This window comes from Nocardia sp. NPDC004654 (assembly GCF_040609595.1).
GTDB lineage: Bacteria > Actinomycetota > Actinomycetes > Mycobacteriales > Mycobacteriaceae > Nocardia.
On the sequence record NZ_JBEXKI010000002.1, the window covers coordinates 732,412 to 748,035 of the forward strand.

At 68.6% G+C, this 15,624-nt stretch carries 10 protein-coding genes and 4 tRNA genes; 9 read left to right on the top strand and 5 right to left on the bottom strand.

Features of this window, described 5'->3' with window-relative positions; all coding sequences use genetic code 11:
- Positions 1–18 precede the first annotated feature (18 nt).
- Together ABZV58_RS09225 and ABZV58_RS09230 are read left to right on the top strand one after the other, a co-directional pair.
- Positions 19–1,893, top strand: coding sequence for a dynamin family protein (locus tag ABZV58_RS09225; protein WP_354999623.1), 1,875 nt, complete (start codon positions 19–21; stop codon positions 1,891–1,893).
- A gap of 541 nt (positions 1,894–2,434) precedes the next feature.
- The gene (locus tag ABZV58_RS09230; RefSeq protein WP_354999869.1) at positions 2,435–4,147 is read left to right on the top strand and encodes an Hsp70 family protein; all 1,713 of its coding nucleotides are present in this window, start codon (positions 2,435–2,437) and stop codon (positions 4,145–4,147) included.
- A 58-nt stretch (positions 4,148–4,205) separates the two neighbouring features.
- On the opposite strand, the gene ABZV58_RS09235 is transcribed toward ABZV58_RS09230, so the two are convergent.
- Positions 4,206–5,678 (bottom strand): dynamin family protein, encoded by a 1,473-nt coding sequence (locus ABZV58_RS09235; RefSeq protein ID WP_354999624.1) that lies wholly within the window; start codon positions 5,676–5,678, stop codon positions 4,206–4,208.
- A gap of 362 nt (positions 5,679–6,040) precedes the next feature.
- Between ABZV58_RS09235 and ABZV58_RS09240 the strand changes: the two genes are divergently transcribed.
- From ABZV58_RS09240 to ABZV58_RS09265, 6 genes are all read left to right on the top strand, one after another.
- Entirely contained in the window at positions 6,041–7,267 is a 1,227-nt protein-coding gene (locus ABZV58_RS09240) for a cytochrome P450 (RefSeq protein ID WP_354999625.1), read from the top strand.
- 169 nt (positions 7,268–7,436) lie between these two features.
- Positions 7,437–7,577 (top strand): hypothetical protein, encoded by a 141-nt coding sequence (locus ABZV58_RS09245; RefSeq protein ID WP_354999626.1) that lies wholly within the window; start codon positions 7,437–7,439, stop codon positions 7,575–7,577.
- Between the two features lie 129 nt (positions 7,578–7,706).
- Positions 7,707–9,281, top strand: coding sequence for an NAD(P)/FAD-dependent oxidoreductase (locus ABZV58_RS09250; protein ID WP_354999627.1), 1,575 nt, complete (start codon positions 7,707–7,709; stop codon positions 9,279–9,281).
- A gap of 70 nt (positions 9,282–9,351) precedes the next feature.
- Positions 9,352–10,257 carry a LysR family transcriptional regulator gene (locus ABZV58_RS09255; RefSeq protein WP_354999628.1) on the top strand — a complete coding sequence of 302 codons (906 nt, stop codon included), beginning with the start codon at positions 9,352–9,354 and terminating at the stop codon, positions 10,255–10,257.
- Between the two features lie 752 nt (positions 10,258–11,009).
- A complete protein-coding gene (locus tag ABZV58_RS09260; RefSeq protein WP_354999870.1) occupies positions 11,010–11,705 on the top strand; it encodes a hypothetical protein in 696 nt (231 codons plus the stop codon).
- A 131-nt stretch (positions 11,706–11,836) separates the two neighbouring features.
- Positions 11,837–12,793, top strand: a complete 957-nt coding sequence (locus ABZV58_RS09265) for a hypothetical protein (protein WP_354999629.1) — start codon at positions 11,837–11,839, stop codon at positions 12,791–12,793.
- A gap of 34 nt (positions 12,794–12,827) precedes the next feature.
- Here ABZV58_RS09265 and ABZV58_RS09270 read toward each other — a convergent pair whose 3' ends face one another.
- The 4 genes from ABZV58_RS09270 to ABZV58_RS09285 all read right to left on the bottom strand — a co-directional run bounded on the left by ABZV58_RS09270 (position 12,828) and on the right by ABZV58_RS09285 (position 14,959).
- Positions 12,828–13,973 carry a sigma factor-like helix-turn-helix DNA-binding protein gene (locus tag ABZV58_RS09270; protein WP_354999630.1) on the bottom strand — a complete coding sequence of 382 codons (1,146 nt, stop codon included), beginning with the start codon at positions 13,971–13,973 and terminating at the stop codon, positions 12,828–12,830.
- A 721-nt stretch (positions 13,974–14,694) separates the two neighbouring features.
- Positions 14,695–14,769 (bottom strand) — tRNA-Val (locus tag ABZV58_RS09275).
- A gap of 1 nt (position 14,770) precedes the next feature.
- Positions 14,771–14,841 (bottom strand) — tRNA-Cys (locus ABZV58_RS09280).
- Positions 14,842–14,886: 45 nt separating this feature from the next.
- A tRNA-Gly gene (locus ABZV58_RS09285) sits at positions 14,887–14,959 on the bottom strand.
- 399 nt (positions 14,960–15,358) lie between these two features.
- Here ABZV58_RS09285 and ABZV58_RS09290 point away from each other — a divergent pair.
- A tRNA-Val gene (locus tag ABZV58_RS09290) sits at positions 15,359–15,430 on the top strand.
- Positions 15,431–15,624: the final 194 nt, after the last annotated feature.

Consider the following 15,624-nt stretch of genomic DNA (forward strand, 5'->3'; position numbering starts at 1 on the left):
GATCGGGAGGACACCGGTATGTCAGTACAGCAGCGGGACGGCCGCGATGCGGTCGCGGCCGTCCCGGCTCTGATCGAGCAGCTGGCTCGCCTCGCGCGGTCGGCCGATCGGGCAGACCTGCTCGGCACGCTCGACGCCGTGCGGCGCCGGTCCGCCGACGCTTCCGTGCGGGTCGCCTTCGTCGGGTTGCGTCAGCAGGGCAAGAGTCAACTGATCAATGCCCTGCTCGGCAAACAGGTTTGCGTGGCCGGTGACCGTCGAGCCACCTCGGTGGTCACGGTGGTCCGGCACAGGGACGAACCAGCCGCCCACTTGGTCGTCGAGAAGCCCGGCGGCGCGACTTCCGCCGCAGTTCCGTTGCCGCCGGGTGAACTACAGACCGATCTGGCGACCTCTCCGCGAGCGCGAGGGTGGCGGGTGCTGCACACGGAGGTCGGCGTCGATTCCGCGATGCTGGCGGGCGGTCTGGCTATCGTCGACACCCCCGGTGTCGGCGGCCCCGGCCAGCGGCATGTCGCACGAGTATTGAACGAGGTGGCGCTGGCCGACGCGGTCGTCATCGTCAGCGATGCCAGCCAGGAGTTCACCGCACCCGAATTCCGGTTCGTGCGGCAGGTGCTCGGCCTGTGCCCCACGGCGGTCATCGCGGCGACCAAGGTCGACCTCTACCCCGAGTGGCGTCGGATCGCGGACGCGAACCGACGCCACCTCGCCGGCGGTGGGGTGAGCTGCCGAATCATCCCGGTCTCGGCGGCACTGCGCGGCCATGCGATGCGCCTCCGTGACAAGGAGCTGAACGCCGAATCCGGCTGTCCCGAACTGCTTCGGTTCCTGCGCACCGAGGTCCTCGTCGACGTGGAAACCAAGCGGCGCGTCCGCACGGCGCGGGATCTCGAGTCCGTCGCGCACCACCTGGCCGTTCCGTTCGAGGCGGAGATGAAGTCGCTGCGCGATCCGGAGTTCCGCCGGTGCGTCGCCGACGAGTTGAAGGCTCGGAAGGAGATGTCGGACGAGCAGGTCAAGGCGGCGAAGTCGTGGCAGCAAGTACTGAACGACGGTGTCGCGGACCTCAATTCCGAGATCGACCACGATCTGCGGGAACGGCTGCGGATCATCAACAAGCACATCGAGTCCGAGCTCGCGGACGGTGATCCGGACAAGAAGTGGCCGCTGCTGACCGGTTGGGTGCAGGAGCAGGTGAGCGTCGCGGTCAGCGACAATTTCGTCTGGGCGTTCCAGTCTGCTCAGGTACTGGCCGAGCGGGTGGCGGCATCGTTCGGCGTGGACGGCGTCCGCACCGATTTTCCGGCACTCGATGCCGTCTGCGCGGGCGATCTCGTCGACTCCGGTCTGCGGATCGGCGAGCTGAGCGATACCAAGGCTTCGCTGGCGGACAAGGGCTTGACCGCGGTTCGCGGTGGCTACAGCGGCGCGATGATGATCGGCATGGGCGCCACGATGATCGGCGCGGCGATGATGAATCCGATCACGATCGGGGCCGGTGTCGTGCTCGGTGTGAAGGCATATCAGCAGGACCGTGCGAGCCGGATCGCGCGCCGCCGCGGCGAAGCGCAGGCCACATTGCGCAAGTACATCGATGACGTGTCCTTCCAGGTGCACAAGCTCTCCCGGGATCGGCTCCGGAATGTGCAGCGGGAGCTACGCGATCATTTCAAGGAATCCGCCGATCAGGCCTTGGCGTCGCTGCAGAGTTCGATGAAGGCGGCGCAAGAGGCGGTCGGCATGGAGTTCGCCGAGCGGGAAAAGCGTGCGGCCGAGATCGAGAAGAAATTGGCAGTGCTGACCAAAATCCGCGAAGGGATCACCCGATTGCCTGCTCCGCGATCGCGAATTGCCGATCGCGGCGGCCAGGTGCCAGCACACCTTGGGTGAATACATCTCACACCGCGTGTGGGCTGATTCGGCACCTTGTGCCTCTGGCCGTCGATGGATGCGGAAGCGAAAGTCATATGCGCAGGTGAACGCGACCAATCATCGAGAGGAACACATGTCGGGAAGCCTTGGCGTCAAGATCGGCTCCGCCTGTTTCGCTACCGCCGCCGAAGCGGGATCGGTGCGGCCGGCGGCTTCCGTGCGCGCCGCCTCGCGTCCAGCAACAACCCGGCATGCGGCGACTTTGCTCATGTCGCACGACATGGCGCCGACCCTCGCTCCGCTCGCCGACGGCGTAGGTCCGGTGGGCCATGGACTCGCCGTCAACGGGTTCGTCGACCGGATCGGTGATCCGATCGATCTCATCGCCGCCGACGGGTCCCCCCATCGGCCGGAAGTTCTCGTCGCCGCCGCGGTTCGGTATCTGACGCGGTATTCGGCCGGTGCGTTCGCCGGGACCCCCGCGATCGCGGCGACCTATCCCAGCCACTGGAAGACGCACGAAGTGCAGGCGCTGCGCGAGGCGCTCGACCGGCTGGACATGACCCGCGTGGCACTCGTGCCCGAAGTCGCATCGATCCTCGCTCAGGTCGAGTCGATCCGCGGGCTCCCCAGCGACGGCATTGTGGTGGTGTACGACCTCGGCGGCAACGGCCTCAGCGTGTCGCTCGCCCGCGGTACCGAGCAGATCGGCGGGACCATCCGGACCGTGGATTTCGGCGGTGCGCACATCGATGACGCCATCGTGCGGCATGTTCTTCGGGTTCTGGACGGAGAACTCACCGACGTGGATCTCGCGGATCCCGCTTTGCTGACGCCGTTGCGCGCATTGCGTGCGCGCTGTCGGCAAGCCAAGGAAACGCTCTCCGCCGAAACGGCGGCGGTGGTCGAGGTGGAACTGGGACGCGTGCGCCAAGATGTGCGACTCGTCCGCCCAGAGCTGGAGGAATTGATCAGAGAGCCGGTCGCCGGCTCCCTCGGACTTGTCGGAGAGGCTCTGCGCGCCAATGACATCGACGCTCGTGAGGTGCGAGCGGTCGTGCTGGCCGGTGGTGCCGCGGCAACCCCGCTCGTGGCCGAGTTGCTGTCCGCGGAGTTCCACGTGCCGGTGATGGGGGAGCCCGAATCTCTCCTCACCTCGGCGATGGGCGCTGCTCTGCTGGCCCGTTCCTCGGTGAATGCCATCGCATCGGTGCCGGTGCCATCCACTCCGGAAGCGAAACCCCATACTCCGAGGCGAGAATTCGAGCCGGATCCTTCCGCGGGCATGGTCGCGAGCAAGCCGCCGTTGGTCATCGCACCCCCGGACTCGGTGGCGGCGGACCACAGTGCGGCGGCGGGCGGTCGTCGTAAGTGGGCAATTCTTGCCGCGGCGGCGGTTGCCGCTCTCGCCGCGGCGATTGTCGGAGGCGTCGCGATCGGCGGGTCGGCAACCGGGCCGAAGCCCACGGTGAACGAGCAGGTGCTGATTCCGCCGGCCGGGCCGATCGCAGAACGACCGGACGGCACCGGCATAGGAACCGGTCCCGCGGGCACCGGTGGGTCGAGCGATAGCGGCAAGGGCTCTGATGCGGGTCAGTCCGCGCCCGGTGGCGGTCCAAGTACCGGTGGGACGAATGGCACCGGTTCGGCCGGTACAGCTGGGACGAATGGTGCGGGCACGGGTCGATCTCCAGCTGGCGGTCCGGATACCGGCGGGACGAACGGCTCTGGTTCGACCGGTACCGATACAGCCGGGACGAATGGACCGGGCACCGGCCGGGCTCCGGTCGGCGGCGGTTCGGATAGCGGTGGGACGACTGGCGCTGGTACCGGTACAGCTGGGACGAATGGTTCGGGCACGGGCAGGGTTCCCGCCGGTGGCGGTCCAGGTACCGGCGGGTCGAACGGCGCCGGTTCGACCGGCTCTGGTTCGGGTGGAACGAGCGATGCCGGCTCGACTGGAAGCGGTGCGGGTCAGGCTCCAGCCGGTGGCGGTGCAGGTACCGGTGGGACGAGCGGCACTGGTTCGACCGGTACCGGTACGGGCGAGACGGGTACGGGCGCCGGTGGTACGGGCCCGGCTCCGACCGGCGGCTCCGATACCGGCGGGTCGAACGGCACCGGCTCGACCGGTACCGGTACGGGGGAGACGAGTGGCACGGGCGCGGGCGGCACTGGCCCGAGTACGGGGCCCGCTCCGACTGGCACCGCTGCGGGCGGGACGAACGGCACGGGCACGGGTACCGGCGGGAGTGGTGCGAATCCAGGTTGATCGTCTCGCCGCTGCCAGCGAATAGGCCTCGCCGCTGGTTCCTCGACCAGGCGAGCGCTCAACGCCGACGCAGCTCGCTGAGGACGCCTTCGGCGCTGCGTGCCGCCACCATACAAGCGTTGGCCGTGAACTGATCCGCGAGCGGATGTTCGCCACGGGATCGCCATCGTCTGATTTCCGCCAGTGCGACGTCTTGGCCGACACCCGCGACCGCGAAGGGTTCGATTCCCAAGCGTTCGGCGGGTCCGGTTCCCTGGCCGCCGATCACGCGTTGCAGGTCGGCGAGTTCCTCCTCGGACAGCGCCGTCTCGGTCGAACGGAGTCGACTGAGCAGACGGAGTTCATGAAAGCCGTGCACGTTGGCGAGCAGCTGTGCGACTTCCCGGCCGAGCGGTGTCGCCTGCGCGGCCGGGTTGGCGTCGAGTATCTGCTTCAGCATCAGCAGGGCGGTATGTGCCTTCAATTCGTCGGCACGCTGGCCGAACTGAGTATCGATCACGCGCTCGAGTTCGCCGATGCCACTGCGGGCGATCAGTTCGTCGACCAGGGTCGACGAATCGCTGGTACCGGCCCGCAATCGAGTCAGCGTCATGCGAATGCCGAACAGCCCCAGACGTCTGACGAGGTGCTGTCGCGTCACGGAATCGACCGGCAGACCGCCGGCTCGCTGGAACCGATCCGTCGAGAGCATGGCCGATTCCATGTCCGCCGGAGCGACCTCGGCAAGCCGGCGCAGAGCTGCGAACTCGGCCTGTCGAAGGGTCTTCGCGGTGAACGCGAGCAAACCCGCGACCGGGACCGCGGCCTGGCAGAGGCCCGTCCTCTCCAACTCGCGAGTGAAATCTTTGGCTGCCGCGCGGGCGGACTGCATCGCCTCCGGGCGGCCCGCACCGAGTTCGTCCGCCCGCGAGACGACACCGATGATTCCGAGCGGACCGGCGCTGCCGCCGACATGCTCGCCGATTCGATGAATCAGTGCGAGGTCGGAATCATCGAGGGAGCGGAACAGATAGACCACCGCGTCGACTCCGGCGGAGCCGTCGTCGGGAGCCAGTAACCGCAGCGTGCGCGCGGATACGTCCGTCGAGAGGGATTCGGTCCCTGGCGTGTCGATGATCGTCGTGCGCTCGAGGCGGCGCACCGGCCAGTCGACGTCGATTCGATCCACCTGCGCCGCCGTGAGCCCGCCGAGGTCGAACGTCAGACCACCTTCCGCCCGGTGTATCGGCACGTTCTCCGACCGCCCGCCGCTGAGCCGTGCGGTGACCGCCGGCGTCGGGCCGTGCCGGTACCAGGTCACGACGCGCGTACATTCGGTCGCGTCGGTGGGGGCGATGTCTTGGCCGACAAGTGCGTTGAGCAGCGTCGACTTTCCGGCTTTCAGCGCTCCGGCCAAGGCGATTCGCAGCGGTTCACGCAGTCGTCGCGCACCCGCCTCGAGGCGATCGGTGACGGCACGGTTACCGAAGTAGACGCGGTGGGCCTCCTCGATGATTCTGTCCACCCTCGCGATCGGCGCCTCGCCGTTCATCGCGGCGCCCGGGTCGTCCGCTCGGGCTGCATAGCCGCGCTACCCCGCAGTTTCGTGCCCATAGTGGTCATCATCGCCGCACCGGATCGGCGGCGCAGGCCGATCGGCTCTTTCGCGGCCGTACCGGGGGACGACGACGGACGCATCCCGCGAAGGCAGGCATCCATCCGAGGGGCGGCCATCGAGGCGGCCGCCGCCTCAGCGCCCGGGGTCGCGCGTGATGTGTCGAGCCGAACAGGCCGTCCGAGCTCCGCATCGACGCGACTGCTCGGGTGACGCGGCCGATACTGGCCGATCCCCGTGACCCGTGCCACTATCGAAGGGGCGCAACACAACTCGCGACTGGGGAAGGCCATTCGATCATGAGACAGCTGCCACCGGAATTCTTTCGTACACCGTATGCCTTCTACGAGGAGCTCCGGGCGCAGGGCCCGGTGCATCAGATCCAGCTGCGCACCGGTGTGCGCGCTTGGCTGATCGTCGACTACGACGCGGCGCGCGAGGCGCTGCGCAATCCGACGATCCGCAAGGACCCGCACACCGACACCGGTGCGGAAGCCCGCAGGGAGGGCGCGGGTGAGAGCGGCGTCGGCGCCGTCAACGCCCGGCTCAGCTACCACCTGCTCAACACCGATCCGCCGCACCACGCCCGGTTGCGCAAACTGGTCACCCCCGCGTTCGCCCCCGCCCGCATCGAGGCGCTCACGCCGCGCGTCACCGCCATCACCGACGAACTGCTCGACCGCCTCGCCGGGGCCGAGGGTCCGGTGGATCTGATGGCCGAGTTCGCCTTTCCGCTGCCCATCACCGTGATCTGCGAGATGCTCGGCGTGCCCGCCGCCGATCGCGAGCAGTTCAAGGAGTGGTCGGCGGTGGTCTCCGACATCACCCTGTCCGACCCGGCGCGGATGCGCGTGGCCACCGACGCGATCGTGGCGTATTTCGAGGAACTGCTCGCGCGCCGCCGCGCCGAGGGCCTGGGCGCGGACCTGCTTTCCGATCTGCTGAGCGCCAGCGAAGCCGACGACAAGCTCACCGACGACGAGATCATCTCGATGGCCTTCCTCATCCTCATCGCCGGCCACGAGACCACGGTCAACCTGATCGGCAACACCATGCTCACCCTGCTCGCCGATCCGGCGAAATACGCGGCCCTGCACGAGGATCCGGAGCGGGTGCCCGCGCTGATCGAGGAGATGCTGCGCTTCGAGGGCCCGGTGAACATGGCGACGCTGCGCTACACGACGGTGCCGACCGTCATCGGCGAGACCGAGGTCCCGGCCGGGGAACTCGTCCTGGTCGCGCTGGGTTCGGCCAACCACGACGAGAAGCACTTCGAGGCGCCGGATACGTTCGACGACGAGCGAAACGCCAACGGCCACCTCGCCTTCGGGCACGGCATCCACTTCTGCCTCGGCGCGGGCCTGGCCAGGCTGGAGGCGCGGATCGCCATCTCGCGGCTGCTGGAGCGCTATCCGGATATGCGGCTCGCGGTGGACGCCGACGACATCCTGTGGCGGGAAAGCGTCCTGTTCCGCGGTGTGCTGGATCTGCCGGTGGAGACGACCAAGTCGCCCGCGCTGCGCTGAGTGTCGCCGGGTCGATTCGGCGAAGCATCCACAGGCCCGCGGTGGTGCACAGCGGCGCCGACGAGGGTTCCGCCTTCCGCCCTGCCCGGTTCTGGACGGCGAGGGCGAGCCGAACACGTGGCTGTCGTTCGGCGGCGGCGCGCACCGGTGCGGCGCGGGCTTCGCGCTGATGGACAGGACGGCGGTCTTGCGTGAGGTCCTCACCAGGCACACGCTGGCACCGGCCGACTCGCACCCCGAGCGCGGACGGGTGCGGAACATCACCACCGTGCCACGCGGCAAGGCCAGAATCATGGTCACACCGCAGTAGACGACGCCGCCGGACGGAGTCCGTCGTCAGCTCGCGCATGGCCGCAGCGGAGGCGGAGGTACGCCTGGATCCGGGGAATCTGCGCCCGCCAGCTTTGCGCCGCGCCGCGGGCGGGTAATCTCGGTGGCCATGACGAGCGGTAACCGCATCGCGGTCGTAGGTGCGGGCATCGCAGGCCTAGCCTGCGCGAAGGTGTTGAACCGAGCGGGTTTTCCGGTCGAGGTATTCGAACGGGCGCCCGATGTCGGTGGTGTGTGGAGCGCGACCCGGCGCTATCCCGGGCTGCGCACGCTGAACAGCAAGCACACCTACCGTTTCTCGGACTACGCCATGCCCGAGGACTACCCGCGCGTGCCCGACGGCGCCCAAATGCAGGCCTACCTGGAGGGATACGTGCAGCACTTCGGGCTGCGCGAGAACCTCCGCCTCGGCACCGAGGTGGTGGCCGCCGACCCGGTGGACAGCGGCTGGCTGCTGGAGATCCGTGACGAGACGGGTGTGCACCGCACCTCGTGCGATCACCTCGTCGTCGCCAACGGCGTGTTCAGCGAACCCGCGATGCCCGACTACCGCGGCGCCGAGGCGTTCCTCGCGCGCGGCGGGCAGCTCTATCATTCCTCGGAATTCCTCGACGTCGAGCAGGCGCGTGGGAAGTCGGTGGTGGTGGTCGGATACGGTCAGTCCGCCTGCGACATCGCCGAGGCGGTCAGCCACGTCGCGGCCGAGACCACGGTGGTCGCTCGGCGTTTGCTGTGGAAGATGCCGCGCAAGCTCAGCACCGGCCTGGACTTCGAGCGGCTGTTCCTCACCCGGCTCGGCGAGGCGCACTTCCGCTACCACAGCCCGCGCGGCTTCGAACGTTTCCTGCACGGCGCAGGACACAGCTTCCGCGACACCGATTTCGACGTCATCCAGGAACTCGCCACCAAGAAGCTCGGCCTGCGCGAGCTCGACCTGGTGCCCGAGGGCCGGTTCGAGGAGATCGCGCAGAGCACCGCCAGCATCGCCACCGAGGGATTCTTCGAGCAGGTCCGCGACGGCCGGATCACCGTGCTGCGCGACACCAGCGTCACCGAGCTGTCCGGCACGCCCGCCGGTTGTGCCGCGTGGCTGTCCGACGGGCAGGTGCTTCCCGCCGACATCGTCGTGTGCGCCACCGGCTTCCAGCAGCGGGTGCCGTTCCTGACCCCGTACATTCAGCGCAGGCTCACCGACGACGACGGCAATTTCCGCCTCTACCGGCACATTCTGCCGACCGAGGTACCGAACCTGACCTTCGCCGGTTACAACTCCTCGCTGCTCGGCACGCTCAGCGCCGAGGTCGGCGCGCACTGGATCGCCGCGTTGCTGCGCGGCCGTCTCACGCTGCCGTCGCAGGAGGAGATGGGCGAACAGATCGACGCCCGCCTGGGGTGGATGGCGGCGGGCACCGGCGGCCATCACGCGCACGGCACCACGATCACTCCGTTCGCCCTGCACAACATCGATGAGATGCTGGCCGACCTGAAGTTCCGGCTCCCGCTGAGCGCCCGGCTCGCCCAGTGGTTCCGGCCCGTGAAACCCGCCGCATACCGCGGGCTCTCGGAGCGCGGGAAGACTCCGGCGGCGCCGACGCCGCCCGGCCCGGCACCCACCGAGACGGCCCCGGCTCCGACCGAGTTCTACCCGGAGCCGCGGCGCGACCCGCACCCATCACAGGCCTGAGCCGCGGTGCTCGCGGATTGTCCTCGGCGCAACGCGCTCGCGTCCGAATTGTGTCTGTGATAATCCGCGAGTGGACGCCCTCGACCTGAATCTGCTGGTTGCTCTGGATGCGCTGCTCGACACGAACAGCGTCACCAAAGCCGCCGAACGCCTGGGCACCTCGACCCCCGCCATGAGCCGGACGCTCGCGCGGCTGCGCCGCGTGTTGGACGATCCGTTGCTCGTCCGCTCCGGGCGGAACCTGGTTCCGACGCCGCGAGCCCTCGAATTGCGGTACGAGGTCGCCGCGTTGGTCGAGCGCGGACGCGCGCTGCTCGACACCCGCGCCGAGGCCGACCCCGCCGGGCTGCGGCGCGGGTTCACCGTGCAGGCCGACGACGCCGTCCGCGCCCACCTCGCCGCCCCACTGCTCGCCGCCGTGCGGCAACGGGCGCCCGGCGTCACCGTGCATTTTCTGCCCGACGGCACCGAGGGGTCGTCGGCGCTGCGAGACGGCCGCGCCGACATCGCGGTCGGCGTCCTGGAACGCAGCGATCCGGAGATCACCGTGCAGCGGGTGCTGGGAGATCGTCTCGTCGGCGTCGCCGCGCCCGACCATCCGCTGATCACCGAGCGGGTCACCGTGGCCGCCTACGCCGCAGCGGCCCACCTCGCTATCTCACGACAGGGTCGCGCCCGCGGCCCGATCGACGACCGCCTCGCACTGCACGGACGCACGCGCCGGGTGGTCGCGATCGTCCCGGATCTCAGCACCGCGCTGCTCGCGGTGCGCTCCGGCGAATTCGTCTGCCCGGCGCCAGCCCGGCTGGCCGCCGCCGCGCTGCGGGCCATGGGATTGCGCCCCTTCGACATTCCGCTGCCGCTGCCCGAGGTGACGATCGGCATGGCGTGGCACCCGCGCAACACCGCCGACAGCGGGCATCGGTGGTTGCGGGAATCGATTCGCGGGTTGCTCGTGCCGAGCGCCAGCGGGTGACTATTGGGAGGGCAGATCGCCAGGGGGTGTGCTGAGCGGTCTGCCGAAGGGGCCCGACGGGTTGCGCTTGAGTTCGTCGAGCATGGCCTGCAACTTGTCGACGTGCGAGTTGTCCTCGATGGCCGAGCGGTGCTGGGTGGGCGCGGCGGCCGGTTCCTCGCGGTCGGCGCGCGGGGCGGTCAGGTTCGTCTCGGGACGGCTGGTCAGCGTGGGCGCCTCCAAGCGGCCGTTCAGCCGCGGTGCGGAGTCGACGCCGGGCGTGCCGACGCTGCCGTAGTCCAGGCGTTCCTGCGGTGCTTCCGGCCGCGGCGCGATCTCCGCGGGCTCCGCGTGCGCGTTCGAGATCGGTTCGGGCGCGGCGTCGTAGGGCGCGCCTCGCGAGACGTTCGGTTCGACCCAATCGTGCAGCGCGGGCGGGACGGAGACAGACTCTCTGCGCGGTAACCCATTCGACGCGGCGGGCTGCTGCTCGACCCGCGCCGCGACGGCGGCCGCTTCCAAGCTGTCGGTGCGCGGCGCTTCGGGTGCGGGCTCCTGGCGGGGTGGCGCGGAGGGTCGTAGGCGTTCGGCGCGTGGCGTGTCGAGACGCGGTGTTTCCGTGCGGGTGGTTTCGGAGCGCAGCGGTTCGGAGCGCGTGGTGTCAGGACGCAGCGTTTCGGAGCGTGGGGTTTCGGAGCGCAGCGTTTCCGAGCGCGTGGTGTCAGGGCGCAGCGTTTCGGGGCGTGTGGTTTCGGGGCGCAGCGTTTCGGGGCGTGTGGTTTCGGGGCGCAGCGTTTCGGGGCGTGTGGTTTCGGGGCGCAGCGTTTCGGGGCGTGTGGTGTCAGGGCGCAGCGTTTCGGGGCGTGTGGTTTCGGGCCGCAGCGTCTCGGAGCGCGTGGCCTCGAGGCGAGGAGTATCGGGCCGTAGCGTCTCGGGCCGCGTCGCGTCGGTTCGCGCCGTGGGCGCGCGGTGCTCGGCACGCGCGCGCGGTGCGGTGCGTTCGACGGCAGCGCCGGATGCCACGTCGTCGAACCGGGCTTCCAGCGACGAAACACTCTGTTCGGTGCGGAAGGCCCAAGCCTCCAGCTTCTTCAGGCGCGCCTCGACGCCGTTGTCGTCGCCCACCCGGGCGGCGACGCTGTCGAGCTTGTCGCTCACCTCGCGCAGGAGCTCCGCGATGCCCGACAAGACCGCGCCGACCGACTCGGCGCCCTGCTGGCCGTGCTCCATGCGTACCTTCTTCCCCGTCGATGCCCGAACTGCGTGCGTGGCCCGGCGATTCTATCCGCAGCCCCTCGGGGGTGCGGGGCGAGCACCGGCCGTCGCGGTCGCGGCAGCGGGCGGGCGATCCGGCGCGCCCGGCCGCGTCACCGAATTGGCGGCAAGTATCAATCGACCAAACTTTCTGTGGTGTTTCTCGCGCATGTCGCTGCGAAATCCCTTGTGACGCAGCGCACAACGCCTGGTGAGCGGCGTCGCGGCGGACGCGGCGCACCCGAGCGCGGGGTAAAGGGGGCTGGCGAGCGGAGAAAGATAGGCGCACTCTTGATCTATGGAGTAGGTCGCGAGACCGTGCGGTGTTGGGCAGGGGAGTGATCGCGTGAGAACGACGCAGCGCGTGGAGCAGGCTTGCGGGCGTCGGGCGGTGCTCGCCGAATTGGGCATCGCCGATGTGCCGGACGAGATCCGTACCGCGGTGAGTGATCGGTCCCGGTACAGCTGCCGGTGTCCCGGATGCGCTCACGCCCAATGGGATCTCCAGCGACTCAAGTATTGGTTGTGCGGCAGGCTGGTCGCGTTCGGCGCCGACGAGGCCGACGTGGATCGGCGCATCGGCGGCATCCGCGTCGACATCCTGTGGCGGATCGGCGAGCGGACCTACGCCATCGAGGTGCGTGGCGGGCCGCTGGACCGGACCCTCGCCCTGGAGCACACGGCCCGGTTACGCGAGGCGGGTTGCGACGGCGTGCTGTGGCTGTGCCAGCCCGGGTACTGGGTCGCTCACCTGCCCGCGCTCGGCATCGCCGACTTCGCCCCGCCCGCCTGCGATTACCTCGCCGACATGGGCATGCTCGACGCCGAGCACAGCGCGGTCGCGATGCCCAAGCGGGCGCCGTTCGAACTGCGCGAGTTCTTGCGCGGCTGGGTGTCGGGTGAGATCGTTTGGGGTTTTCGCGACGAGATGACGGGAGGATGGGCCACCGTGACCGACTGGGAGCATCACACGAGAACACAGGCCGCGGTGATCGCCCGGCAGCGGCAGGAGCTGATGAACCAGCGCACCGCGCTCGCCCTCTCCCGGAAATCGGTCAGAGACAAGCAGAAACAGGTCATGAAGCTGACCGCCCGCCTGGAGCGCGCCGAACACGACGCCCAGGAACAGGCCGACGCCCTGGCCGAGGTGAACCGCAAGCTCGCCGATCACCACCGCGTGGACAACAGCCTGCGCACCACCATCGCCGGCCTTCAGCAAACCGTCAGCCACTGGCAACTGATCACCTACTGCGCGATGCTGCTGATCGTGACGTTCCTCGCGGCGGCGATGGTGGTGCGCTGAGTTTCGATTGCTATACGGGGCTGGGAGTAGCGGATCAGGCGCTGGTCAGGCGGAAGGGGCCGCGGTCCCAACGCCATTCGTTGCGCAGCACCAGCGCGGCGAAGTCGAGGAGTTCGAAGCCGGTCTCGTGGTGCAGCCGCCGTATTTCTTGCCACGGCACCGGGCCGCGTTCGACGAGTTCGGTGAGTCCCTTTTCGTGACTGGCATCCACCTTGCGGCGGGCCAGCTCCGGTAGACCGAGGCGGCTGCCCGTCCAGACCAGCCATCCCCAGCCTTCCGCGTGCGCGCGGGCTCTGGCGGCGGCGGACCTGGCGCGGTTGACGTGGAAGGCGACGTGGCCGAGCGGCTGCACGTCGATCAGCACCACCCGTCCGTCGGTGAGACGTGCGCCGACGCTCGGGTAGTGGACACGTTCCGAACCGTCGATGTCGTACGGCACCGCCACCGGATGTTCCTGGAACGTCTCGACCAGGTCCGCCGCGTTGAGCGTTCGCAATAGCCTGGCCTGAAGCGCGGAGTCGAAGCCGACGTCGCGGCCCACTTTGTCCAGGTAGAACCGTCCGCGACCGTCGTCGTCACCGTCGACTGTCCGCGCGGAACTCGTCGGCAGTGCGGCGGGCGCGCGCGAAGGCCACTCGATTCGCGCCGACCACTCACCGACCTCCGTGGCGGCCGCGGGTTCGGCGTCGCGCAATTTCGCCAGCTGCCGATTCGTCTTCTTCTGCCACGCCATGATCCGCTGCATGACGTAGCCCGCGATCCGCTTCGCGTCCTCCGGAGCGTGCCCCGCGAGCCGCAGCTTCAGATACGACAACTCGTTGGCCGCCAAATCCGTGTCGGTCGCGTACGTCTCCACCAGCAGCGCCCGCACCAGCGCCGAATCCCGCCAGTCCACCGGATACCGCTGCGCGAACACCTCCGCCTGCCCCCGGCTCAGCGCCGCCTCCCGCAACATCTGCCCGACCGCCCGAGTGTGCAACTGCCGCACCCGATCCCGCGCCAAATCGAACCGCGCCCCGATCCGCGCCAACGTCTCCGGCCCCTCCCCGCCGATCCCCAGCCGATACCCCAAAATCTCCGCATCCCGCTTCCGCCGCTCCGCGAACACCCCCACCATCCCCGCCACCCCCTCGTTCACCTCTTCGAGCCCGAACGACACCTCCCCCCGAATGTCGTCCACGAACAACCCCCCGTCCCCCTCGCCGCCAAACCCCAATTCACCAGCCACAACCCGCAGCCTAACGAGAACCACCGACAATCCCGGCCCTACGAGGCCGAGCCACCCACACAACCAGCGGCACCCCGCCGCGAATCATAGGTCGCCGCTGAGCCTCTGAACGCTCACGCTCGCCCCCGCCCTGCGAAGTAGCCGCGCTATCACCTGCATTTCGACGAGAGTCCCCTCCAGCCCGGTCTCGAAGGCTGTATCGGCCAGCGATCGCGCCTCCGACAGGGATAGCGACCGCGCGGCGCGAAGGGCTTTCATGACTGCCGCCGTGGATGTGCTGCCTGCCTCGACCGTGAAAGGGTGGTCGGACCATTCGCGGCCAGGAGGGCATCGCGAACACTTTCGGGCAGCGGAGGCTCGTAACCGCATTCGTGCCAGACGTTTTCACACATCGAGCAATCTGTCACCATGTCCCACCCGTGGTCGTTTCCTACGAGAGTTTCGATGACTGTTACCTCGGCGGGGGATCCGCATTGGCCGCAACTAGTCGGGTAGGGCGCGGATTCGAACACAGTATCCACCCCGCGGAATCCTAGCCGTGCAGTGCAGCTGCGAGCCTCGGTTCGTCAGTGCGGCCCGGCTGGGCGCCGACCATCCGGCGCGTCGAGGTAGTGCCGTAGTGGACAGAAACAAAATCGGACCCGGTGATAACCGGGTCCGATCTGTGAGACGGTGGTGCGCGATACTGGGATTGAACCAGTGACCTCTTCCGTGTCAGGGAAGCGCTCTCCCGCTGAGCTAATCGCGCGAGGTGGAGACGGGAATCGAACCCGTGTGCACGGCTTTGCAGGCCGTTGCCTCACCACTCGGCCACTCCACCGCGCAAAGGGGGAAGGCTGTTTACACTGCCTGGCCCTACCTCTCGAGCGGATGACGGGATTCGAACCCGCGACCCTCACCTTGGCAAGGTGATGCGCTACCAGCTGCGCTACATCCGCATTTGCATCTCGGGGGCTTCCGTTCCGGCCTCCTCGGTGCGAGACAGAACATTAGCCGACGCCCGGCGAAAGGTACAAATCCGCTGGTAGAACGGCCGGAAACGGCGAAGTTGCGAATGTGGCCGATGCGGCCGGTGGGGTGTGGGGGACTGGGGAGGTGTGTGGGCCGAGGAGTCGCCCTCGACCCGCGAGCGCGGCATCTCGTTCGGTCGGTCGCTTGGGGTGAAGACCGGGGTTCGGTGCGGGGCGGCGCCGTGGCTCACGCGCAACACGACCACTCACCCGCAACACGACGAATCGGTGCTGTCCAAGTGGCGATTTGGTGGCTGACCGGTAGAGCGTGCTAATGTTCCATCTCGTTCGGAGGGCCACTCCAGTCGCCGCCCGAACGGAGAGTTCGGTCTCATAGCTCAGCGGGAGAGCGTCCGCCTCACACGCGGAAGGTCGCTGGTTCGATCCCAGCTGGGACCACTCAAAAGCCGCAGGTCAGCGCTATTTCGAGAGAATAGCGCAGCCTGTGAGCGATATTAGGTGCGATCAATTCGCATCCATCCTGGGCTCGACTCGGAGCCGACATCGCCCCGTCACCGCAATTGAGCGAGCGTAGCTATGCAGGCGCGGCTTCGTACCGAGGGCGCCCGCGACAGTCCTCTGCTCCAGCGTGT

Bases quoted from the DNA above. Each gene is read 5' to 3' on its own strand.
- ABZV58_RS09225 (WP_354999623.1), top strand. From the start codon at position 19: ATGTCAGTACAGCAGCGGGACGGCCGCGATGCGGTCGCGGCCGTCCCG.
- ABZV58_RS09230 (WP_354999869.1), top strand. From the start codon at position 2,435: ATGACCCGCGTGGCACTCGTGCCCGAAGTCGCATCGATCCTCGCTCAG.
- ABZV58_RS09235 (WP_354999624.1), bottom strand. From the start codon at position 5,678: ATGAACGGCGAGGCGCCGATCGCGAGGGTGGACAGAATCATCGAGGAG.
- ABZV58_RS09240 (WP_354999625.1), top strand. From the start codon at position 6,041: ATGAGACAGCTGCCACCGGAATTCTTTCGTACACCGTATGCCTTCTAC.
- ABZV58_RS09245 (WP_354999626.1), top strand. From the start codon at position 7,437: ATGGACAGGACGGCGGTCTTGCGTGAGGTCCTCACCAGGCACACGCTG.
- ABZV58_RS09250 (WP_354999627.1), top strand. From the start codon at position 7,707: ATGACGAGCGGTAACCGCATCGCGGTCGTAGGTGCGGGCATCGCAGGC.